The organism is Actinomycetospora succinea (genome assembly GCF_004363095.1).
Lineage (GTDB): Bacteria > Actinomycetota > Actinomycetes > Mycobacteriales > Pseudonocardiaceae > Actinomycetospora > Actinomycetospora succinea.
In genome coordinates, this window is sequence record NZ_SNYO01000014.1 from 34,244 (window position 1) to 55,956 (window position 21,713).

At 73.7% G+C, this 21,713-nt stretch carries 21 protein-coding genes and 1 pseudogene; 10 read left to right on the forward strand and 12 right to left on the reverse strand.

The features are described 5' to 3' along the window. Positions 1–33 precede the first annotated feature (33 nt). Positions 34–1,299: pseudogene (locus EV188_RS29280) on the forward strand (IS3 family transposase). Between the two features lie 184 nt (positions 1,300–1,483). Here EV188_RS29280 and EV188_RS29285 read toward each other — a convergent pair. Genes EV188_RS29285 through EV188_RS29295 form a run of 3 tightly spaced genes read right to left on the reverse strand, consistent with a single transcriptional unit; the run spans position 1,484 to position 5,282 of the window. Continuing rightward, complete coding sequence (locus EV188_RS29285; protein WP_133829875.1) at positions 1,484–2,623, reverse strand: cobalamin-independent methionine synthase II family protein; 1,140 nt, start codon at positions 2,621–2,623, stop codon at positions 1,484–1,486. 17 nt (positions 2,624–2,640) lie between these two features. Then, entirely contained in the window at positions 2,641–4,128 is a 1,488-nt protein-coding gene (locus EV188_RS29290; protein WP_243742089.1) for an aldehyde dehydrogenase family protein, read from the reverse strand. Then, positions 4,125–5,282: an LLM class flavin-dependent oxidoreductase gene (locus tag EV188_RS29295; RefSeq protein WP_166660157.1), complete on the reverse strand. Its 1,158-nt coding sequence runs from the start codon at positions 5,280–5,282 to the stop codon at positions 4,125–4,127. The genes EV188_RS29290 and EV188_RS29295 overlap by 4 nt, the downstream gene beginning before the upstream one ends. 239 nt (positions 5,283–5,521) lie before the next feature. Here EV188_RS29295 and EV188_RS29300 point away from each other — a divergent pair, with 239 nt between their 5' ends. Then, complete coding sequence (locus tag EV188_RS29300; protein ID WP_166660158.1) at positions 5,522–6,421, forward strand: MarR family winged helix-turn-helix transcriptional regulator; 900 nt, start codon at positions 5,522–5,524, stop codon at positions 6,419–6,421. On the opposite strand, the gene EV188_RS29305 is transcribed toward EV188_RS29300, so the two are convergent. Continuing rightward, complete coding sequence (locus tag EV188_RS29305) at positions 6,379–7,107, reverse strand: class II aldolase/adducin family protein (RefSeq protein WP_243742090.1); 729 nt, start codon at positions 7,105–7,107, stop codon at positions 6,379–6,381. The two genes, EV188_RS29300 and EV188_RS29305, sit on opposite strands and share 43 nt — an antisense overlap. A gap of 142 nt (positions 7,108–7,249) precedes the next feature. Here EV188_RS29305 and EV188_RS29310 point away from each other — a divergent pair, with 142 nt between their 5' ends. The 3 genes from EV188_RS29310 to EV188_RS29320 are packed head-to-tail and all read left to right on the forward strand — an operon-like array spanning position 7,250 to position 10,442. Then, the gene (locus tag EV188_RS29310) at positions 7,250–8,296 is read left to right on the forward strand and encodes a cupin domain-containing protein (protein ID WP_133829879.1); all 1,047 of its coding nucleotides are present in this window, start codon (positions 7,250–7,252) and stop codon (positions 8,294–8,296) included. Beyond that, complete coding sequence (locus EV188_RS29315) at positions 8,293–9,546, forward strand: FAD-dependent monooxygenase (RefSeq protein ID WP_133829880.1); 1,254 nt, start codon at positions 8,293–8,295, stop codon at positions 9,544–9,546. The genes EV188_RS29310 and EV188_RS29315 overlap by 4 nt, the downstream gene beginning before the upstream one ends. Next, positions 9,546–10,442 carry a fumarylacetoacetate hydrolase family protein gene (locus tag EV188_RS29320; protein WP_133829881.1) on the forward strand — a complete coding sequence of 299 codons (897 nt, stop codon included), beginning with the start codon at positions 9,546–9,548 and terminating at the stop codon, positions 10,440–10,442. Before EV188_RS29315 ends, EV188_RS29320 begins: the two co-directional genes overlap by 1 nt. Positions 10,443–10,454: 12 nt before the next feature. Here EV188_RS29320 and EV188_RS29325 read toward each other — a convergent pair whose 3' ends face one another. The 8 genes from EV188_RS29325 to EV188_RS29360 all read right to left on the reverse strand — a co-directional run bounded on the left by EV188_RS29325 (position 10,455) and on the right by EV188_RS29360 (position 17,494). Further along, entirely contained in the window at positions 10,455–10,928 is a 474-nt protein-coding gene (locus tag EV188_RS29325; protein ID WP_133829882.1) for a nuclear transport factor 2 family protein, read from the reverse strand. Between the two features lie 36 nt (positions 10,929–10,964). Next, positions 10,965–12,215 carry an acyl-CoA dehydrogenase family protein gene (locus EV188_RS29330; protein ID WP_133829883.1) on the reverse strand — a complete coding sequence of 417 codons (1,251 nt, stop codon included), beginning with the start codon at positions 12,213–12,215 and terminating at the stop codon, positions 10,965–10,967. A gap of 1 nt (position 12,216) precedes the next feature. After that, positions 12,217–12,930, reverse strand: coding sequence for an SDR family NAD(P)-dependent oxidoreductase (locus EV188_RS29335; RefSeq protein ID WP_133829884.1), 714 nt, complete (start codon positions 12,928–12,930; stop codon positions 12,217–12,219). A gap of 72 nt (positions 12,931–13,002) precedes the next feature. Beyond that, entirely contained in the window at positions 13,003–14,001 is a 999-nt protein-coding gene (locus EV188_RS29340; protein ID WP_166660159.1) for an AraC-like ligand-binding domain-containing protein, read from the reverse strand. 160 nt (positions 14,002–14,161) lie between these two features. Then, positions 14,162–14,476, reverse strand: a complete 315-nt coding sequence (locus EV188_RS29345) for an FHA domain-containing protein (RefSeq protein ID WP_341770810.1) — start codon at positions 14,474–14,476, stop codon at positions 14,162–14,164. A 26-nt stretch (positions 14,477–14,502) separates the two neighbouring features. Continuing rightward, on the reverse strand, positions 14,503–15,861 hold the full coding sequence (locus EV188_RS29350) for an MFS transporter (RefSeq protein WP_133829887.1): 1,359 nt from the start codon (positions 15,859–15,861) through the stop codon (positions 14,503–14,505). A 53-nt stretch (positions 15,862–15,914) separates the two neighbouring features. Then, entirely contained in the window at positions 15,915–16,373 is a 459-nt protein-coding gene (locus EV188_RS29355) for an SDR family NAD(P)-dependent oxidoreductase (protein ID WP_208114425.1), read from the reverse strand. Positions 16,374–16,378: 5 nt separating this feature from the next. Beyond that, entirely contained in the window at positions 16,379–17,494 is a 1,116-nt protein-coding gene (locus EV188_RS29360; protein ID WP_133829888.1) for an NDMA-dependent alcohol dehydrogenase, read from the reverse strand. A gap of 211 nt (positions 17,495–17,705) precedes the next feature. On the opposite strand from EV188_RS29360, the gene EV188_RS29365 reads away from it, so the two are divergent. From EV188_RS29365 to EV188_RS29385, 5 genes are read left to right on the forward strand one after another with little or no spacing between them, the layout of a single operon-like run. Next, positions 17,706–18,131 (forward strand): Zn-ribbon domain-containing OB-fold protein, encoded by a 426-nt coding sequence (locus EV188_RS29365; RefSeq protein WP_166660160.1) that lies wholly within the window; start codon positions 17,706–17,708, stop codon positions 18,129–18,131. Beyond that, positions 18,128–19,282 carry a thiolase family protein gene (locus tag EV188_RS29370; RefSeq protein ID WP_208114426.1) on the forward strand — a complete coding sequence of 385 codons (1,155 nt, stop codon included), beginning with the start codon at positions 18,128–18,130 and terminating at the stop codon, positions 19,280–19,282. Before EV188_RS29365 ends, EV188_RS29370 begins: the two co-directional genes overlap by 4 nt. Further along, complete coding sequence (locus tag EV188_RS29375; protein ID WP_133829890.1) at positions 19,279–19,818, forward strand: SDR family oxidoreductase; 540 nt, start codon at positions 19,279–19,281, stop codon at positions 19,816–19,818. Before EV188_RS29370 ends, EV188_RS29375 begins: the two co-directional genes overlap by 4 nt. Beyond that, positions 19,815–20,552: an SDR family NAD(P)-dependent oxidoreductase gene (locus tag EV188_RS29380; RefSeq protein WP_133829891.1), complete on the forward strand. Its 738-nt coding sequence runs from the start codon at positions 19,815–19,817 to the stop codon at positions 20,550–20,552. The genes EV188_RS29375 and EV188_RS29380 overlap by 4 nt, the downstream gene beginning before the upstream one ends. A 20-nt stretch (positions 20,553–20,572) precedes the next feature. Continuing rightward, positions 20,573–21,652, forward strand: a complete 1,080-nt coding sequence (locus EV188_RS29385) for a CaiB/BaiF CoA transferase family protein (protein WP_133829892.1) — start codon at positions 20,573–20,575, stop codon at positions 21,650–21,652. Positions 21,653–21,713: the final 61 nt, after the last annotated feature.

Below are 21,713 nucleotides of genomic sequence, written 5' to 3' on the forward strand. Positions count from 1 at the left end.
CCGGATTTCAGACCGTCTGAGGAAGATCTGGTCATGTCACGTCGATCCCAGCCGCCGTATCCCGCGGAGCTGAAGCAACGAGCGGTGCGGATGGTCGGCGAGATCGAGGCGGACTACGAGTCGCGGTGGCAGGCGATGCGCGCGGTCGCTGAGAAGCGCGGGATCGGGTCGACCGAGACGGTCCGGCTCTGGGTGCGCCAAGTCGAGATCGATGGCGGGACCCGGACGGGCACCACGAGCGAGGACTCCGAGGAGCTCAAGCGACTGCGCAGGGAGAACGCTGAGCTGCGGCGGGCCAAGCACATCCTCAAGGCGGCGTCGGCTTTCTTCGCGGCCGAGATCGACCGGCCACATCGGCGCTCGTGAGGTTCATCGACGAGCACGCCGCCCACACCTCGGCTGGGCGGCGTTGGGGCGTCGAGTCGATCTGCACCGTGCTCACCGAGCTCGGTGTGTCGATCGCCCCGTCCACCTACTACGACGCCCGCCGCGCCCTGGCCGAGCCGTCTGCCACCGCCCAGCGCGATGAGCGTCTGGCCGGCGAGGTCGCCCGGGTGCATGCCGAGAACTACGGCGTCTACGGCGCCCGCAAGGTCTGGGCCCAACTGAACCGCGAAGGCGTCCCGGTCGCGCGCTGCGCGGTGGAACGGCTCATGCGCGCCCAGGGCCTGGCCGGGGTACGTCGCGGATCCGCACCACCGTCGGTGGTCAGGGTCCGCGGGCCCGGGATCTGGTCGGGCGGGAGTTCAACCCGCCCGCCCCCGACCGGCTCTGGGTCGCCGACTTCACCTACGTCGCGACCTGGCCGGGCATGGTCTACGTCGCCTTCGTCATCGACCCTACTCGCGGCGCATCCTCGGATGGCGGGCCGCCACCACCATGCGCATCAGCCTAGTGCTCGACGCGCTCGAACAGGCCGTGCGGACCCGCGCCCAGCAGGGCGTCGACGAGCTCGGCGAGCTCGTGCACCACTCCGATGCCGGCTCGCAGTACACCTCGATCGCGTTCACCGAACGCCTCGCCGACACCGGCGCCGCACCCTCGGTCGGCTCGGTCGGCGACGCCTACGACAACGCCCTGGCCGAGTCGACGATCGGGCTGTTCAAGACCGAGCTGATCAAGCCGCGAGCGCCGTGGCGCACCGTCGAACAGGTCGAGATCGCCACCCTCGAATGGGTCGATTGGTTCAACCACCGCCGACTGCACAGCACCTGCGGCGACATCCCACCCGCCGAACTCGAAGCCGCCCACTACCGTCACCACCGGCCCCACCCCGAGCCGGTGCACTCAAGCCCGTAGCTCTCCGGACACGTCGGAGCGGTTCAGGCAGCGGGCCCTTCTCATGCTTGGCGTCTGTGCCCAGTAGCGGCAGCGTCAGGGGCCGGGGACCGGGAGGGGACCACGGAGGTCGCAAGAGAGGTCGGGCTCCGACGCCGCGCCGCGTGGGGCCTCCGGGGTGAGGCACGCGGTCGAGCACGGCGCGTCAGGCCCAGACCGTCTCGGCGGCGCGGAGCAGCACGTCGAACTTGCGCCACTGCTCGTCCGCGGTGAGGTCGTTGCCCTCGATGGTGGACGCGAACCCGCACTGCGGGCTGATCGCGATCCGGTCGAGCGGGACGTACCGCGCGGCGTCCTCGATCCGGCCGATGACCTCGTCGACGGTCTCGACACGGGCGGACTTGGTGCTCACGACACCGAGCACGACGGTGGTCCCCGGGCGCACGAACCGCAGCGCGCGGAAGGACCCGGCCCGTTCGGTGTCGTACTCCAGCAGGAGCCGCTGATGGACCAGCTCGCCGAAGACCTGCTCCGCGATGGCGTCGTAGGAGCCCTCGCGGTGCCAGTGGCCCTGCTCGTTGCCGCGGCAGAGATGGATGCCGAACGTCGTGCCCGGTGTGTCCCGGACGACGGCGTTCTCGGCCGCGAGCGTGCGGGTGAGCAGCTCGGCGGGGTCCAGTCCCCGCCGCCGGAAGCGCTCGAGCGAGGGCGGGTCGACGTAGGCGGTCAGGCCGGGCGCGTCGACGTGGACGTAGCGGCACCCGGCGTCCACCAGGCCGGCGACGATGTCGCGCTCCACCGCGACGACGTCGTCGAGGAACGCCCACGGGTCGGGGTAGATTGCGGACGAGCCCGCGGCGTCGAAGGTCTGGAAGATCCTGTCGGGGCCGAGCAGCGTCGTCTTCACCGGACGGTCGGTGCAGTCCTGCGCGAACACGAACTCCCGCCGCGGGGCGCTCTCGCGCAGCCGCAGGTGCTCGGTGGCGACGGTCGCGCTCGACGCGGACGGGGCCTCGGCGCGGTCGCCGGCGGCCGCGTCGAGCACGCGGTCGGCGTGGGCGGCCCACAGGTTCCCGCCCAGCTCCCGGTACCCGTCGACCTCCGCGAAGCTGTCCATGAAGGTGGAGCGCCGGTACTCGCCGTCGACCACGACGGGCAGGCCGACCTTCTCCTGCGCGCGGACGACCTCGCGTACTGCGTCGTCCTGGGCGTCGCGCAGCGCCTCCGGCGAGAGCCCGCCGCTGCGGAACCGGGCGAACGCCTCGATCAGTGACGGCGGGCGCAGGAGGCTCCCGACGTTGTCGACCCGCAGGTCGTCGAGGGGGCCCGCAGAACCCGGAGTCATGGCGTCGTCCTTCCTGGTCACAGGGCGAGGTTCACGGACTTGACCCGCGTGTAGCTGAGTAGCTCGTCGGAGGACTCCTCGAGCCCGACCCCCGAGTTCTTCCAGCCGCCGTAGGGCATGCCGAGGTAGTGCGGGCCCGCGGTGTTGATCCAGACGTAGCCGGTCTCGAGGGCGCGGGCGACGCGGTGCGCCCGGCGGACGTCGTCGGTGAAGACGCTCCCGGTCAGCCCGTAGCGCACCCCGTTGGCCATGGCGACGGCCTCGGACTCGTCACGGAAGCGCAGGACGGTCAGCACCGGTCCGAAGATCTCCTCGGTGGCGACCGGGTGCGTCGGCGGGAGGCCGTCGAGCACGGTCGGCGCGATGAACAGGGCGTCGCCGACGCCGTCGGGGCGCCCACCGCCGACCAGGACCTGCGCTCCGTCGCGCCGTGCGTCGTCGAGGTAGCCGACGACGCGGTCGAACTGTCGCTGGCTGACCATCGTGCCCTTGTCGGCGGCGGGGTCGAGGGGTGAGCGGTAGTGCTGCTCGCCGAGCAGGCCGCGGAGCCGGCCGACGACGTCCTCGGCGATCGACTCGTGCAGCAGGAGCCGCGACGTCGAGCCGCACGACTGGCCGGACCAGGTGAAGTTCATGCCCTGCACCGCGACGCGCGCGACCTCGTCCGGATCGGTGTCGGGGAACGCGATCAGCGCGTTCTTCCCGCCGAGCTCGAGGGTGACGGTCTTGACGCCGACCTCGGCGGCGGCGCGCTGGATGCCGCGGCCCGTGCGCTCGCTGCCGGTGAAGCCGATGCGGTGGACGTCGGGATGACGCACCAGGGCGTCCGGGACCTCGGGGCCGTCGCCGACGACGACGTTCACCACGCCCGCGGGCAGGACCTCGCGACAGATCTCGGCGAGCAGCAGCGCCGAGAGCGGGGTGGCCTCGGCCGGCTTGAGCACGACGGTGTTGCCGGCGACGAGCGGCGCGGCGATCTTGCTGGCCGCGAACATGATCGGGTGGTTGAAGGGGATGATCTTGGCGACCACGCCGTAGGGCGCTCGCTCGGTGAAGTGCAGGCCGGTGCTGGCGGGCACCGATGAGCCCTTCATCTCCAGCGCCAGCCCGGCGAACCAGCGCAGCGCGGTGACGGCCATCCGCACGTCTCCCGCCATCACGGAGATCGGCGCCCCGCCGTCGACGGCGTCGAGCAGCGCCAGGTCGTGGGCGCGTGCGGCGACGGCGTCCGCGAGGGCGCGCACCACGTCGGCGCGCGCCGTCGCCGGCAGCGCGGCCCACCCGGGGTACGCGCGCCCGGCCGCGTCGACCCCGGCGGTGGCGTCGGCCGCCGTCCCGTCCGGGACCTCGGCGATCGCGCGCCGGCTGTAGGGGCTGGTGACGGTGAACGACCGTGCGGTCCCCACCAGCTCGCCGCCGATGAGGAGGCGCCAGTCCCGGTCGAGCAGCTCGCCGGCCCGCCGTTCGTTGGCCTCGAGTGCCGTGGTGGCCTGCAGAGAAGTCACCGCACGCCCGCCTGGACGAGCAGCGGGTGGGTCTCCTCCTGGAACCGGGCCATGTCCTGGAGGTAGCGGGGCCACGACAGCACGATCCCGTCGAGTCCGCCGGTCGTGCTCAGCTCGACGAGGGTGTCGGTGATCTGCTCCTTCGTCCCGACGATGGGGTAGCCGGCCCAGCCCGCGATGAAGTGGAACTTCATGGCCTCGAGCGTCTCGGGGGCGAACGACTGCGAGTTGATGCCCATGCCCGTGACGAGGTTGTCGACCGCCTCCCAGTCGCCCCGTTGGTTGACGTAGTAGTCGAGGAACTGCCGGGCCTCGGCCTCGGTGTCCTCCTGCACGACGTACGCGTTGGTCCAGACCTGCACCTCGCGGCCGTACTCCTCGCGCGCGAGCCGCTTGAGGTCGTCGACCTTCACGCGCATCGCCTCCGGGCTCTGCTGCGCGAGGTCGGAGCTCGCGAAGAGCACGTCGCAGTTGCGGGCGCCGAAGTGCCGTCCCGCCCCGGAGCTGCCGGCGTTCATCAGCACGGGGTGGGGCGCCTGCAGCGGCCGGGGCGCGATCGAGGCCTCGGTGACCCGGAAGTACTTCCCGTCGTAGCTGAACGGCTCCTCGGCGGTCCAGAGTCGCACGATGATGTCGACCCACTCCTGGCCGACCGCGTAGCGCTCGTCGTGGGGGAGGAGCTCCGCGCCGAACATCTCGATCTCCGGTGCGTGCCAGCCCGTGACGACGTTGAGCGCGAGCCGCCCGCCGGAGATGTGGTCGATCGTGGCGGCCTGCTTCGCGGCCATGACGGGGTGGATGGTCGGGACGTGCGAGGTCACGAAGAGCCCCGCACGCTCGGTGGCGCTCGCGATCCCGGCCGCCCAGGTGAAGCACTCGAACCCGGCGCCGTTGAAGTTGGTGGGGCCGCCGAAGCCGCGCCAGCGGCCCACGGGCACGAGCGCCTCGAACTCCATCGCGTCGCCCATCGCGGCGAGCGCGGTCGTCTGGCCCCAGTCGGCCTCGAGCACGCCGTCGATGGTCGAGATCGCGCAGCCGCCGGACAGGTTGGTCGAGAAGGTCCCGAGCCGGAGCGTCCGGTCGACGTAGACGGGGTGGCGGGCCTCGCGCAGCTGGTCGGCGCGGCGCGTCTCCGGGCGGGTTCCCACGGTCACGGCGTCCTCCTCGACGGCAGGGAAGGAAATACAACGTATACGGAGTATTGAGGAAGCTACGAGCGCTCTACATGCCTGTCAACGACCTGATGTGCAGCTTCCGTCGCCTCGGCGGGCTCTCGCCTGCGATCCGTACACGGTCGACCGGGCCGAGTACGATCTCCGCAGAGGGGGAAGGGAGGGCTCGCCCGGTGACGGACGTGATGCCAGAGCGGGGACGACCCCACGCGCAGGCCTCGATGGTCGAGCTCCGGGAGGCGCCCGGGCACCTCGTCCGTCGCGCGCAGCAGCGGCACACGCTGCTCTGGTCGCGCGAGTTCGGGGGCGACCTCACCGGCCCGCAGTACGCCGTGATCTGCGCGATCGGCGCCGACAGCACGCTCGACCAGCGGGCGGTCGGCGAGCGCGCCTCGCTGGACAAGTCGAGCACCGCCGACGTCGTGGCCCGCCTCGAGGGTCAGGGCTGGCTGCGGTTCCGCAAGGACCCCGCCGACGCGCGGCGCAAGACGCTGAGCCTGACGGCGCTGGCCCGCACCGCGATCCCCGACGTCACCCGCCGGGTCGCCGCGGTCCAGGCGAGCGTCCTCGCGCCCCTGCCGGCCGGGACGCGGGAGGCGTTCGTGGACGCCCTCCGGCTGGTGGCATACGCCGGGGAGCCCCCGGTGCCCGGCCACGTCGACGACTCGATCCTGGTCCTGGCGAACTCGCCCGGCCACCTCATCCGGCGCGCCCAGCAGGTGCACACGGTGGCCTGGAACGAGGAGGTCGGCCGCGTGATGACGGCGCCGCAGTACGCGGTCCTCAGCGCGCTCTGGTCGCACGCCGAGGGCGTCGACCAGGGCACCGGCGCCGAGCTCGCGTCCGTCGACCGGTCGAGCATGGCCGACATCGTCGCCCGGCTCGCCCGCCGCGGCTGGGTCGCACGGACGCGGGACGTCGCCGACGCCCGCCGACGCCTGCTGACCCTCACCGACGACGCCCGCGGCGAGGTCGCCCAGATCACCGCCGCGGTCGAGCGCGTGCAGGTCAGGATGCTCGCCCCGCTGCCGGACGAGCGGGACCGCGGTCTGTTCCTCGACCGGCTCCGGCTGCTGGCCTACGCCGAGGACGTCGACGGTCCCGACCCGGCGGGTCCGTAGAGCGCGTCCGCCCGCCGCACCAGGTAGCGGAAACCGGCGTCGAGCTGCCGGGTGTTCCAGACGCTCTCGCGCTTGACGCGGACCTCGGCGTCCGGCGTCCAGATCGCCGGGCCGCCGCCCCCGGCGGCGGCGAGCTGGATCCGGCACGCGCGTTCGAGCAGGGCCGCGAACATCACCGCGCTCGCCACGTCGGCCCCGACGGTGACCAGCCCGTGGCCCGGGACGAGGCACCCCGCGGCCGTACCGACCGCCACGGCGAGCGCGTCGCCCAGCGCGGCCGTCGCGATCAGGTCGCTCGTGCGGCGGAACCGCACGACGTCGGGGTCGGCGAACGGGACCGCGTCGTGGGACAGGGGACGCAGCGGCACGTCGAGCGCCGCGAACGCCGCCGCGGACTCGGCGTGCGTGTGGACGGTCGCCGACGCGTCGGGACGCGCGCGGAGCAGGGCGGCGTGGATGTGGAACTCGATGTGCCGTGGTCCGTCGCCGGCCAGGACCTCCCCGTCGTCGGACAGCAGCACGACCCGCTCGGGCGTGACCTCCTCCATGCCCCAGCCCGCGGCCTTCATCCAGAGGCCGCGCCTCGCGGGGTCGCGCACCGCGGCGTGGCCCCACACCAGGTCGGCCTGACCCGCGGCGGCCAGGGCCCGATGGGCGGCCACGACGTCACCGACGACCTCGGACACGGCGCCTCCTCGCAGATCGGCAGGACGAACGTGTACGGATGATAGTCGGCGGACCGGTGCGGGCTTGACCGCCGATGTGCCCGAACGTAGCGTGCAACAGATAGTCAGTATACGTAGCATTTCCGGTGAACGGAGAAGGACGATGGCGACCCGGCGCTTCAAGGCCACCGACCCGGAGCTGGACGAGCTGTACGGGCGGTTCGCCGATCAGGGCCTGCAGCCGCTCTGGGAGCTCGCCGGTCTGCTCACCGCCGAGCCCCGCGTCCAGGCCGTCCCGTACCGCTGGTCCGGTCGGGTCCTGCGCGAGCTCGGCACGCGCGCCGGGGAGCTCGTCCCCGTCGACCGCGGCGGCGACCGCCGGGTGCTCGCCTGCGCCAACCCTGGACTCGGCGGCGCCCCGTACGCGGTCGGCACGTTGTGGGCGGCGATCCAGTACCTGCGGGGTCACGAGGTCGCGCCCGCCCACCGCCACACCCCGGCCGCGCTGCGGTTCGTCGTGGAGGGCGAGGGCGTCTGGACACTCGTCGACGGCGATCCCCTGCACATGGGCACCGGCGACCTGGTCCTCACGCCGAGCTGGACCTTCCACGAGCACCACAACCCGCGCGACGAGCCGATGATCTGGGTGGACGTGCTCGACCTGCCCGTGGTCGCGGCGCTCGATGCGATCTTCTTCGAGGAGGGCCCCACCGAGGAGGCGGACACCCGCACCGCGGTGCTCTCGAACTCGGAGGCCCGGTACGGCGGCGGTCCCGGACTGGTCCCGAGCGGGGCGGCCCCGCCGGTGGGCCGGTCCCCGCTGCTCGCCTATCGCTGGGCGGAAACCGACCGCGCGCTGGCGGGGCTGCTGGAGGCCACGGGGGAGGGCGACGCCGTCCTGCGCTACACCGATCCGGTCTCGGGCGGCGACGTCATGCCGACCATGCGCTGCGAGATCGCGCGCGTCCTGGCGGGCGTCGCGACCACCCCGGCCCGTCAGACCGGCGGGCGCGTGCTCTGCGTGCTGCACGGACACGGCGAGATCCGGATCGGCGCGGAGCGCTTCGAGGTCGAACCGGGCGACCTGCTCGCGGTGCCGTCGTGGACGCCGTGGTCGGTGCACGCCGAGGCCGAGATCGACCTGTTCAGCACCAGCGACGCGCCGGTGCTCGAGGCACTCGGGCTGCTGCGCGCCGAGACGTGCGGATGACCCGGTCGCGACAGGTCCCGGCCCTCGTCGTCGGCGGCGGGATCGGCGGGCTCGCGACGGCGCTGTCGCTGGCCCGTCACGGTCAGGCCGTGCACCTGATCGAGCGGAACGCGGGCTTCACCGAGATCGGGGCCGGCCTGCAGTTCGGGCCGAACGCGAGCCGGGCCCTCGACGCGCTCGGGGTGCTCGACGACGTCCTGCCGCGAGCGGTCCGGCCCCCGCGGGCGCAGTTGATGGACGCCCTCACCGGCCGGCCGATCACGACCCTCGACCTCGGGCTGGCGTTCGTCGAGCGCTACGGCTACCCCTACCTGGTCCTGCACCGCTCGGACCTGCTCGAGACGCTCGTCGACCACTGCCGCCGGCACCCCCTCGTCACCCTGGAGAACGGCCGGACCGTGGTCGACGTGGGCCTGCACCCCGGGCTCGCCCGCGTGCGCTGCGCCGACGGCACCGTCTACGAGACCCCCGCGCTCGTCGGCGCCGACGGGCTGCACTCGACGCTGCGCGCCGCGGTCGTCGACGACGTGCCCGTCTGCGCCGGGTACGCCGCCTACCGCGGCACGATCCCGCGGCGCGACGCCGCCCACGCGATCGCGCCCGACGAGGTCGTCCTGTGGATCGGCCCCGGCACGCACCTCATCCAGTACCCGGTGCGCGGCGGCGAGCTCTACAACCAGGTCGCGGTGTTCCGCAGCCCCCGCTTCCACGCGGGACACACCGCGCCCGGCGACTGGGCGTGGCCCGAGGAGCTCGATGACGCCTTCGCCCGGGCGTGCCGGCCGGTGCGCGACGCGGTGGCCAGCATCGGGCGGGACCGCCACTGGCCGATGTACGACCGCGAGCCGGCGAGCACCTGGATCAGCGGCCCGCTGGTGCTCACCGGCGACGCCGCGCACCCGATGCTGCAGTACCTCGGGCAGGGCGCGTGCCAGGCGCTCGAGGACGCCGTCGAGCTCGGGTATCGGTTCGCGTGCCACACGACCGATGTCGACCGGGCGTACCGCGAGTTCGAGGGGGCCCGGTGGGCGCGGACGACGCGGTGCCAGACCAGCGCCCGTCCCTGGGGGGAGCTCTGGCACACCGAGGACCCGCTGGTCCTGGCCCTGCGCCGTCGCGTGCTCGGCGACCGCGCGGCCGACGACTTCCGCGAGTTCGACTGGCTCTACGCGCCCCTTCCCGCGGACGCGGCCGCTCCCGCCCTGGCCGGTGTCCCGGCCCCGCCCCCGACCCGACTGGGAGCCCGCTGATGCGCTACTCGTCCTTCCGCGACCGTGACGGGCGCACCCGGGTCGGCGTCGCGGAGGACGGAGCGCTCCGGGACGTCACCGACCTCCTGCCCGACGGTCCCGGCAGCCCGATGCGGCGCCTGATCGCGAGCGTCCCCGACCGGCGGGCGTTCGCCGGGGCCCCGGAGATCGACCCGGCGACCGTCGAGGTGCTGCCGGTCGTCCCCGACCCCACGAAGATCGTCGCCGCGCCGGTCAACTACCGCGCCCACCAGACCGAGATGAGCTCGGCGAGCACGATCGACGCGCTCGGCGTCTTCCTCAAGGCCCCGAGCTCGCTCGCCGCCGACCGCGGGGTGATCCGCCTGCCCTACGTCGACCGTCGGGTCGACCAGGAGGGCGAGCTCGCCGCGGTGATCGGGCGGACGGCCCGCCACGTCGCCGAGAGCGAGGCGCTCGACGTCGTGTTCGGCTACACCGGTCTGCTCGACATGACGATGCGCGGCGGCGAGGACCGCTCCCTGCGCAAGTCGTTCGACACCTTCACCCCGCTCGGCCCGACGGTGGTGACGCCCGACGAGGTGCCCCCGATCGACGAGCTCGAGCTGCACCTGCGGGTCAACGGCACCCTGCGGCAGCGCGCCGACCTGCGCGACCTGATCTGGGGTCTCCCGCGCCTGCTCGCCTACGTGTCGAGCGTCATGACGCTGCACCCCGGCGACGTGGTGTCCACCGGGACGCCCGAAGGGGTCGGCGAGGTCCACGACGGCGACCGCATCGACCTGAGGATCACCGGCCTCGACGGGCTCACGGTGACCGTGAGCGGCGAGGGCGCGACGATGTGCCCGACCCTCGGCGCGGGGCGGGGACCGGTCCCTCCGTCCGCACTCACGCCGGTCGCGGAACGCCGGGCATGACGGGCGGTCCGGTCACGCGCCGAGCATGACCTGCGGATCGCCCGACCAGAACCTGTTCTCGATCACGAGTCGCGACATGCGCCAGGCCGCGTCGGATCGGACGAAGGTCATGTCGTAGCGGTTGTGCATGGTGCAGTGGCGGTCACGGACGCCGCGCGGGTGGTGGATGGCGTTGACGGAGGCCGTGACGCGGAGCCCGTCACCCTCGGCGTGCAGGACTCGGACGTTGGTGGCGAGGTGCAGTGTGTCCATCGGTCCGACGCTGGCCGCGACGCCGTCGAGGATGCCCTGGCGGCCCTCGAGGACGGGGAAGTCGATGCCCATGGCGCGGGCCGCGGGTCCGAAGTCGAGGGTGGCGTCGGCGGTGAAGACCGGGCCGAGGATCATCGGGTCGTTCTCGTCGATGCCCGCGGCGAAGTCGGCGAGCGCGGCCTCGATGGCGAGGCGGTCGTCGGCGGTGAGGTCAAGGCTGATGGGCGTGGCCATGGGGTGGTCGTCCCTTTCACGAAGTGGCGGTCGGCGTCAGCTGTCGACGGTGACCCAGGGGTCGTAGGAGGGGTTGGCGAGCAGGGTGTGGAGGCGGCGGCGCCGGAAGCCGTTGTTGCCGCCGCTGAACAGGGGGTAGGCGAGGGCGTCCTGGAGGAGGCCGGCGAGGGGCAGGTGGTGGCCGTAGGACTCCACGCCGATGACCCGCATGAGCTCGACCAGGGTCTGGACCGCGGCTTCGGAGCCGAAGATCTTCGCGTGGACGGACAGCTCCTCGGCGGCCGGTGAGCCGTTGTCCACCGCGGCACACGCCGCCCGGGTCAGGCCGCGGACGGCCTGGATGCGGGTCTTGACGTCGGCGAGGGCGAACCCGACGCCCTGGTGCGCCACGACCGGGACGAGCCCGCCCCGCCGGTCGGTGCGCGCGAACTGCAGGGCGACGTCGAACGCGGCACGCATGACGCCCGTGGCGCAGGCCCCGATGAGGGCGCCGCCGAAGGACGCGGCGACGATGCCGAGCCCGTCGCCGACCTCGCCGATCAGGTCGGCGTCCGGGACGCGGACGTCGGTCAGGGTGAAGCGGGGCAGGAGGTGCGCCCGGTGGCCGACCGGATCGAGGAGCTCGGTGATCGTCAGTCCCTCGATCGGGCCCGGGACGAGGAACGCCGCCGTCGAGCGCTGCGGGTCGGGGTCGCCCCCGGCGCGGCACACGACGGTCATGAGGTCGGGCCCGTGGCCGTCCCAGCCCGTCGCGTGCGACACCCACTGCTTCTCGCCCAGGATCGTCCACTGCCCGTCGTCGTGACGGGCCGTGGTCCGGAGGCCTACGTCCGGGCCGGTTCCGGGGTCGGGCTGGTCGAGGTTGGCGGTGCCGCCGGGCTCGGAGAGGGCGAGGGAGGCGATGGGGGTCCCGGTCGTCGCCAGGAACGGTCCGAGGAACCGCTCGTGCTGGGCCGGTGAGCCTGCCCGCAGCAGCGGGGTGAGCCCCAGGCCGGTCGAGAAGAGGTGCAGGGCGACGCTCGGGTCGCCGGCGACCAGTTCCTCGGCCAGCACCGCGGTCGTCGAGGCGCCCGTCCCGTCGCCGCCGAGTGCCTGGGGGACGAGGCGGCGCAGGAAGCCGGCCTCGACCATCTGCCGGTAGAAGGGTCGGGTGGCCCGGTAGCGCTCGGTCGCGGTGGGCAGGGGGTCGGTGACGTCACGGACGTGGGCGAGGACGTCGCCGGCGAACTCGCGGGCCCGGGCGCGCACGGCCGCGTGCTCGCTCCGAGGGGTGGTCGTCGCGGTCACGTCAGTGACCCGCGCTCTGGCCGCCGTCGACGTGCAGCGTCTCGCCGGTCACGAAGGTCGCGGACTCGAGGTAGAGGACGGCGTGGACGATCTCGTCGATCTCGCCCATGCGGCCCAGCGGGTGGAGCGCGGCGTAGGCGTCGTGCGCCTCGACGGGGTGCATGGGGGTCTTGATGATCCCGGGCGACACCGCGTTGACCCGCACGCCCGAGCCGGCGTACTCGATGGCCAGCGACCGGGTCGCCGCGTCGAGCCCGCCCTTGGTGAGCGAGGCGAGCACCGAGGGGACCGCGCGCATCGGGTGGTCCACGAGCGAGGTGGTGAGGGTGACGACGTGGCCGCCGCCCTGCTCGAGCATCGTCGCGACCGCGCGCCGGGTGATGGCGAAGAAGCCGGCGAGGTTGAGGCCGACCATCGCGGCGAAGTCCTCGTCGGTGTAGGCGGTGAAGGGCTTGGCGAGGAACGAGCCCGCGTTGTTGACCAGCGTGTCGATGCGCCCGAACCGCTCCAGCGCCGCGTCGACCACCCGCTCGGCGGTCCGGGGGTCGGTCAGGTCCCCGGGGACGATGTGCACCTGCGGGTCGTCCGTTGGCGCGACGGAGCGCGACGTGGCGACGACGGCGTGGCCGAGCTTGCGGTAGCCCTCGACGACACCGGCGCCGATGCCCCGTGATGCGCCGGTGACGATGACGACCTTCTGGTCGGTCGCGGTCATGGTTCTCTCCCTGGACGTGCGTCGTCGAACGAGCCGCCGTCGGGCGGCCGTGGGGTGGGGTATCGGTGGGGTCTAGGCGTGCAGCGGTCGTGGACCGCCGCGCTCCCACCGGCCCGAGCGGCGGATCTCGCCCGCCGTCATGCCGAACTCGGCCTTCAGGGCCCGGCTCAGGTGCTCGGTGTCGGTGACGCCCCACCGGGCGGCGATCGCCGCCGCGGTGCGGCCGTGCAGCGACTCGTCGACGAGGTCGCGGCACACCCGCTCCAGGCGTTGCCGCCGGATCCAGGCCGACAGGGTGCTGCCGGTCGGCGCGAGCACCTTGTGCAGGTAGCGCACGGACACCCCGTGGGCCCGCGCCACCGACTCGACGGTGAGGCCCGGGTCGGACAGGGACGCCAGGCAGTGGGCCAGCACCCTGTCGGCGAGGTCGTCGCCCGCGCTCTGCGGGGCGATGTCGACCAGCTCGGCGATGACGAGCGAGACGATCGCGTCGGCGAGGTACTCCTTGCTCCGGCTTGCCGCACCGAGGGTGCAGGCGTCGACCTTGGCGGCGAGGCCCTCGAAGAGCACGCCCACGACGTCGCGGGGGCCGCAGTCGGTACCGACGGCGACGGCCGTCCGCCCGGACAACGCATCCGCGTGCGAGCCGAGCGCGGCGACCGGGACGGTGACGACGACGGCCTCGTACGGCTCCCAGAACGTGACCTCGTAGGGCCGCGAGGTGACGTGGTTGACCAGGTCCCCGGGGCCGAGCAGGCAGTGGCGGCCGTCCTGGGTGACCCCGGCCCGTCCCTCTCGGAGCAGGGCGACGGCGAGGAACGCGGGGTCGCCGGGATCGATCAGCTCGGGGCCGCGGGTCAGCACGCAGGGACTGCCGCTGACCACGGAGACCTGGACCTCACCCGCCGCGGCGCTGCGCACCGAGCTGTGGAAGGTCCCGTCACCGAGGGGCCGCACCCGCAGCGGCGCGAGCGACCGCGCGAGGTGCGCGGCGAACCGGTCGCCGTCGTCGGTCTCCGCCGCGGCGACCGGGCGGGGCGGCACGGAGTCCTCGAGAGCCCCTGAGCTCATCCGCCACCTCCTCGGTCGACCGAGCCGATCCCCGATCGGGCCCGTGCGACGACTGTAGGAGGGCCCGACGGGCTCCGGCCGCCACCGAGCGCACCGGCAGGCGCCAGATCGTGCACAGCGACCCCCGCCGCGCTCGCGCCCCGGAGCGAGCATCTCCCCGCTAGGTGCGGGCGCGGAAGAGCAGCGCGGAGTGTCCGACGCGGATGGTGTCGCCGTCGGCGAGTTGCCGGGTCTGCACGGGGACGCCGTTGACGAAGGTGCCGCTGGTCGACCACCGGTCGTACAGGACGGCGTGCCGACCGTCCCACTCGATCACGAAGTGCCGGCGGGACACGAGGACGTCGGTGAGCACGAAGGCGGCGTCGTCGCCGCGACCGACGACGTTCGCGCCGAGGACCACTCGGTAGGAGCGGTCCGAGCCGTCGTCGACCGTGAGCAGCGGACCGTCGGTCGCGCCCTCGATCGGACTCGCCACACGACCGGTGTACCGCATCCGTTCGATCACGACAATCGGGAGGAGGAGTTCACGGGCCCCAGGTCGGCGGTCGTGGCGGCGAGCGAGCGGTGCGCGGTCTCCGGCAGGACCTTCAGGAGGACCAGGCCGACCGCCAGCGCGATGGCGGCCAGGTAGATCGCGGGCGCGACCGGGCTGCCGGTGGCGGCGGCGAGGGCCGCCGCGACGAGGGGAGCGGTGCCGGCGATCGGCCCGACGCCCAGGCTGTAGGCGAGCGCGGCGGCGCTCGAGCGGGTCCGGGCGGGGAACAGCTCGACCAGGACGATCGACGACATGACGTTGAGTCCGGCCTGCGGGACGGCGAACAGGCACATGCCGACCAGCGCGAGCACGGGCGAGCCCGACCCGACGAGGAACAGGACCGGGACGGCGAGCACCGCGTGGGCGAGCGCGCCGCCGACGTACACGGGCCGGCGTCCGATCCGGTCGGAGAGCCGGCCGGCGAGCGGGCACAGCACCACGTAGACGAGCAGGGCGAGCGATACCACGCCGAGAGCGGTGGTGCGGGAGCCCTCCACGGACATCGCGGTCGCGAAGTAGGTGGCGAGGTAGTAGAAGCCGACGCCGGTCACCGAGGCGCAGGCGAAGGCGATCCACAGGGTTCGGCGCTGGCTGCGGAGGGCCTCGCGCAGGGGCGTGGCGAGGACGTCGTCGTTGCGGCGCAGCTCCCGGTAGACCGGGGTCTCGTCGAGCCGTAGACGCAGGTAGAGCCCGACGAGTCCGAGCGGCGCCGCGAGCAGGAACGGCACCCGCCAGCCCCAGGCCTGCATCTGGGCCGGGTCGAGCAGCGCCTCCAGCGCCAGCACCGAGAGCGTGCCCGCGACGATGGCCAGGCCGCCGGAGGCGGAGACGAGGCTGGCCCGGGCTCCCCGTCGCGCGGCCGGTGCGTACTCGACGAGGAAGGCCGACGCGCTCGTCCACTCGCCGCCGGCCGAGAGGCCCTGGATGCAGCGCAGGAGGACGAGCAGGACCGGGGCGGCCAGTCCGATCGACGCGTACGAGGGGAGCAGGGCGATGACGGTGGTCGCCCCGCTGATACCGAGGACGGCGGCCGACAGGGCGACCCGCCGGCCGTACCGGTCGCCGATGGAGCCGAGCAGGGCGCCGCCGAGGGGACGGAAGACGAACGCGGCGCCGAAGACCGCGAGGGAGGCCAGCAGGGAGGCCGTGGGGTCGGTGGACGGGAAGAAGACGCGTCCGAGCACGGTCGCGACCGCGCCGTAGATGGCGAAGTCGAACCACTCGGTGAAGTTGCCGATGACCGTCGCGGTGACGACGGATCGCGGCAGCGTCGAGGGCCGCGATGGCTGTGCCGAGGACTCGGTCGAGGAGTCGGTCGATGACATGGAGGTGCTCCGGATGTGCTGAGGGCGCGGTGGGCGAGCGAGAAGGGGCGGGCTCAGCCGGCGGCGACGCTCGTGCCGCCGTCGGTCATGGCCACCGACCCGACGAGGTACGAGGCGCGGTCGGAGGCGAGGAAGGCGATGACCTCGGCGATCTCCCGGGGCTGGGCGGCGCGCCCGATCGGGGTGTTGCTGCCGTGGTCGAGCGTCATGTCGGCGACCGTCTTGTCGATGATGACGCCGGCGTTGTTGACGAGGACGTCGAGCCGCCCGAACCGCTCCCGGGCGAGGGCCACCGCCCGGCGGGCGCTGTCCTCCTCGGTGACGTCGGCGACAGGCGCGACGTTCTCGCCGCGCAGTTCCTCGACCGCGTCGTCCCGGTCCTCGGCGACGACACGGACGCCGCGCTCGACGAGCAGCTCGACGGTCGCGCGACCGATCCCGCTGGCGGCGCCGGTGACGATGGCGACCTTGCCGGCGAGGTCGTCGGGACGGGTGCTGGGGGAGAGGCTCACGATGTCTACTTGGTGAAGTCGAGGATGCCGCGGATGATCTTGCCGTCGCGGAGGTCCTGGTAGCCGTCGTTGAGCTGGTCGAGCGTGTAGCGGCTCGTGATGAGCTCGTCGAGCTTGAGCCGGCCGGCGTCGTAGAGGCGCAGCAGTCGGACGATGTCGTACTGGGGGTTCGAGGAACCGAAGAGCGTGCCCTTGACGGTCTTCTGGTTGTAGACCATCGCCGAGCCGGACAGGTGCACCGTCAGCTTCTCCGGGTTCGCCACCCCCGTGATCACGACGGTGCCGCCCTTGCCGACCACGTCGAACGCGTCGCTGACGACCTGCTCGTCCATCACGCCGACGACGCACAGCGCCTGGTCGGCGCCCTCGCCCCACGTCAGCTCCTTCACCGCGGCCGCCGCCTCGGCGGCGTCGGCGAAGGCGTGGGTGGCCCCGAACTCGAGGGCGGTCCGCCGCTTGAAGTCCACGGGGTCGACGGCCACGACGTACTTGGCGCCGGCGTGCACGGCGCCCTGGACCGCGTTCATCCCGACGCCGCCGACGCCGTAGACGACGGTGGTGTCACCGGGACGGACGCCACCGGCGTTGACGGCGGTACCCCAGCCCGTGGGGACGCCGCAGCCCACGAGGACCGCCGAGTCGAGGGGCAGCCACGGGTCGACCTTCACGCACGAGGCGTCCGAGACCGTCGCGTACTCGGAGAACGACCCGAGCATGCAGAACGCGCCGACCTCGCCGAGCTCGTCGTGGCGCATGCGGAAGGTGCCGTCGGGCATGCTGCCCTCGAGGATCGTGGCGCCCATGTTGCACAGGTTCTGGCGGCCGGTGGAGCAGTAGCGGCAGATGCCGCAGGCCGGGGTGAAGCTGCAGACCACGTGGTCGCCGGGCGCGACCTTGGTGACGGCCGAGCCGACCTGCTCGACGACGCCGGCGGCCTCGTGCCCGCCGACGATCGGGAACCGGACGACGTTGTCGCCGTCGACCATGTGCAGGTCGGAGTGGCACAGGCCCGACGCGGTCATCTTCAGCAGCACTTCGTGCGGGCCCGGCTCGTCGAGCTCCAGCTCGAGGATCTCGAACGGCGTATGCGGTCCGGTCAGGACGGCGGCGCGGGTCTTCATGGGTTCTCCTCGGTGCGATGCGTATCTTTGATACAAACCGACGACTCAAGCGTGGCAAGATCGGAGTCTCTGACTCGCTTCGCAGCTGCTCAGCGCGGGACAGCGCTGCAGCGGAAGTCCGATCCACCATCGCATGGTGACAAACTTGTATCAAGGATTTATTGTCAGTCCTGCTCGCTGGTCCGGCGGGCGTCTGAATCAGGAGGGACCGATGTCCATCCCCGTCGCGGTCGACCGCCCGTTCCGGTCCGACCTGCTCACGCTCGACCCGCCCCGTCTGCGGGGCTCGCGCTGCCCGCGGTGCGCGACGACCGTCTTCCCGCCGCGCGCGTTCTGCCCCGCGTGCCGCTCGGGCGCCGAGCCCGAGCACGTCGCCCTGGGCGTGGAGGGCCGCGTCTGCTCGTTCACCGTGGTCCGGCAGGCGCCGGCGGGCATCGAGGTGCCGTACGTCCTGGCCCAGATCGACCTGCCCGCCGACGGTGTCCGCCTCATGGCGACGGTCGTCGGTGTGGCCCCCGAGGACGTCGTCCTGGACATGCCGGTGACCCTCGAGACCTGCCCCTTCGGCAGCGACGAGGACGGTGCCGTCCTGGTCGGCTACCGCTTCCGCGCCACCGGGGCGGAGGTGACGGCGTGACCCTCGCCCCCGCCCACGTCGCCGGCGTCGGCATGATCCGTTTCGGGCGCTACCCGGCGGACGTCACCCTCGAGGACATGGCCGTCCGCGCCGCGCGCGCGGCGGTCGACGACGCCGGGACGGACCTCTCCGTCATCGACGGCCTCTACGTCGGCCACGTGTTCGGCGGGCCGGTCGCCGGGCAGCGCGTCGCCGCCCAGCTGGGTCTCGACGGTCGACCCGTGTCCAACCACGAGAACTACTGTGCGAGCGGTGCGAGCGCGGTCCGCGAGGCGTGGGTGGCCCTGGCCGCCGGCCTGCACGACGTCGCCCTGGTGATCGGCGTCGAGAAGATGACCGACCGCGTCTCCGGCGGTGTCCGTCCCGACCCGGGTGACCTCGACGCGGCCGTCGGCTACGTCATGGCCGCCGGGCACGCGATGAGCGCCCGGCGCTACATGGCCGACCACGGCGCGACCCGCGAGCAGATCGCGGCGGTCGCGGTGAAGAACCACGCCCACTCGGTGCACAACCCGTGGGCGCAGTACCAGAAGCCCATCGACCTCCCGACGGTCCTGAACGCCCGCCCGATCGCGGAGCCGCTCGGGCTGCTCGACTGCAGCCCGATCTCCGACGGGGCCGCCGCGGTGCTGCTCGTCAGCCCCGCCGGCCTGCGCCGACTCGGGATCGACGGGCCGACGCCCCGGGTGCTCGGCGTGGGTCTCGTCAGCGGCTCGGTGCAGACCGGCCTCGGCGACCCGAACGCCGAGGACGTGTCGCGGCGGGCGGGGGAGCAGGCGTGGGAGCTGTCGGGGGTCGACCCGGCCGACCTCGACCTGGTCGAGATGCACGACTGCTTCACCATCGCCGAGATCGTGCGGATGGAGGGGCTGGGCCTGGTCCCGCGCGGCCAGGGGGCGGCGTGGACCGCGGCCGGCGAGACCGCGCTCGGCGGCCGCCTCCCGGTCAACCCGTCGGGCGGTCTGCTGTCCCGCGGCCACCCGGTGGGCGCGACCGGCGCCGCCCAGGTCTGCGAGCTGACCTGGCAGCTGCGTGGCAGCGCCGGCGGCCGGCAGGTCGAGGGCGCGCAGGTCGGGCTGGCCTACTGCAAGGGCGGCACCGTCAACGGCACGGACGGCGGCTCGGTGACCACCGTGGTGATGACGCGATGACGGGCGTGCTCGACGACCGCCGCGACCTCGTCGCCGGCGTGCTGGGGGAGGGCTCGCTCGTCCCCGCCGTCCGCGCGGCCCTCGACAGCATCACCCCGGGGCTAGCCCGCGCCTTCTGCGTCGTCCCGGCCGTCCCGGACCCGGCGCCCCTGACCGACCTGGACGACGGGCGTCTCGACCGCGAGGTCGGCGACGCCCTGGCCGCCACGCTCGCCCACGTGCAGCAGGCCGCGGCGACGTTCGCCGGCGGTGGGCGACTCGTGGTCGTCCTGCCGCACGCCCCACTGCTGGGGACCACCCGCGGGGCCGCGGCCTCGGCCGTCACGAACGGCGTGCTCTCGATGGCCCGCACGCTCGCCCTCGAGCTGGCCCGCGACCGCGTGACCGTCAACGTCCTCGCCGTCGACGCGGACGCGCCGTCCGTCCGGGCGCTCGCCGCGGAGCTCGAGGCCCTCCTCGGGGACGCGGGCGCCGACGTCACCGGGCAGGAGATCTCCCTGACCGCCGGGGCCGGACTGGGGAGGCTGCGACCGTGAGCAGCACCGGAGCACCCGTCGCGCTCGTGACCGGCGGCGCGGGCGGCATCGGCCGCGCGATCGCCGCGCGGATGGCCGTCGCGGGCCACACCGTCGTCGTGGGCGACCTGGAGGCAGACGCCGTCCGCGCCACGGCCGAGGAGACGGCCGGGGCCCACGGCGTCGTCCTCGACGTCGCCGACCCGGGCTCGCGCCGCGCCGCCGTCGCCGCCTGCGAGGACCTCGGCGGGATCGACGTCCTGGTCAACTGCGCCGGGGTGCTGCGCGACGCGCGGCTGGCGAAGCTCGACCCGGGCCTGTTCCGCCGCCTGCAGGACGTCAACCTCCTCGGCCCGCTCGCGCTGACGCGGCTCGCCGCGGCGGGGATGGCCGCGCGGGGCAGGGGCGCGGTCGTCAACCTCGCGTCCCGTGCCTGGCTGGGGACGTTCGGGTCCACGGCGTACTCGACGGCCAAGGGCGGGCTGGTCGGGGCGACCCGCAGCCTCGCGCTCGAGCTCGGTCCCCACGGGATCACGGTCAACGCGCTCGCCCCCGGCTTCGTCGACACCGCGATGACCGACGGGCTCCCGCCCGAGATCCGCCGGCGGACGCTCGCCGCGATCCCCGTCGGGCGGGCCGGGCGCCCCGAGGACGTCGCCGACGCCGTCGCCTACCTGGCCGGCGCCTCCTACGTCACCGGCCAGGTGCTGCCCGTCTGCGGCGGGCGCAGCGTGGCCGACCCCTACGCGGCCTGACACCACCGGAGGTGGACACCATGACCGGCCCCCTCGAGGGCATCCGCGTCGTCGAGTTCGGCGGCCTCGGCCCGGCACCGTTCGCCAGCATGCTGCTCGCCGACGCCGGCGCGGACGTCGTCCGCATCGACCGCCCCGGCGGACCGGTCGACGGGGGCGCGCTGCTGCGCGGACGCCCGTGGATCGGACTCGACCTCAAGGACGACGCCGACCTCGCCACCGCCCGCGAGCTCGTCGACGCGGCCGACGTCCTGCTCGAAGGGTTCCGGCCCGGCGTGATGGAACGTCTGGGACTCGGGCCGGAGTCGTGCCACACCGGGCTCGTCTACGGCCGGATGACCGGCTGGGGACAGGACGGCCCCCGCGCCCGCCAGCCGGGCCACGACATCAACTACCTGGCCCTCACCGGCGCCCTGCGCTCGATCGCGCGCCGTGGCGAGGCGCCGGTTCCACCGCTCAACCTGGTCGGTGACTACGGGGGCGGGGGGATGCTGCTCGCGGTCGGCGTGCTGGCCGCGCTGCTCGAGCGTGGACGCACCGGGCGGGGGCAGGTCGTCGACGCCGCGATGGTCGACGGGGTCAGCCTGCTGATGACGGGGATCTGGAGCCGCGCCGCGCAGGGGCGGTGGCCGGGGGAGCCGGGGACCAACGACATCGACACCGGCGCCCCGTTCTACGACGTCTACGCCACGGCCGACGGCGAGTACATGGCCGTCGGCAGCATCGAGCCGCAGTTCTGGCGCCGGCTCCTCGACGGCCTGGGGCTCGCCCCGGAGGTCGTGGGCGATCAGTGGGACCGCGCACGGTGGCCCGAGGTCAAGGTCCTCGTGGCCGCGGCGTTCGCCACCCGCACCCGGGCGGAGTGGACCGAGCGCTTCGACGACGTCGACGCCTGCGTGACGCCCGTGCTCAGCATGCGCGAGGCCGCCGCCGACCCGCACCTCGCCGCCCGCGCCACCCTCGTCCGGGACGCGGACGGCCACCCCGGACCGGCGCCGGCGCCGCGGCTGTCGGGGACCCCGTTGCGCTGCGGGCCCGCCGACGACCCGCGGGCCCTGCTCGCGCGCTGGGGCGTCGGGACCGTCGGGGCGGCGTCGTGAGCGCGGCCGGGACCGAGCCCTCGGCGCTGATACGTTATCCGCGACGGCGAGGGCAGGAGGC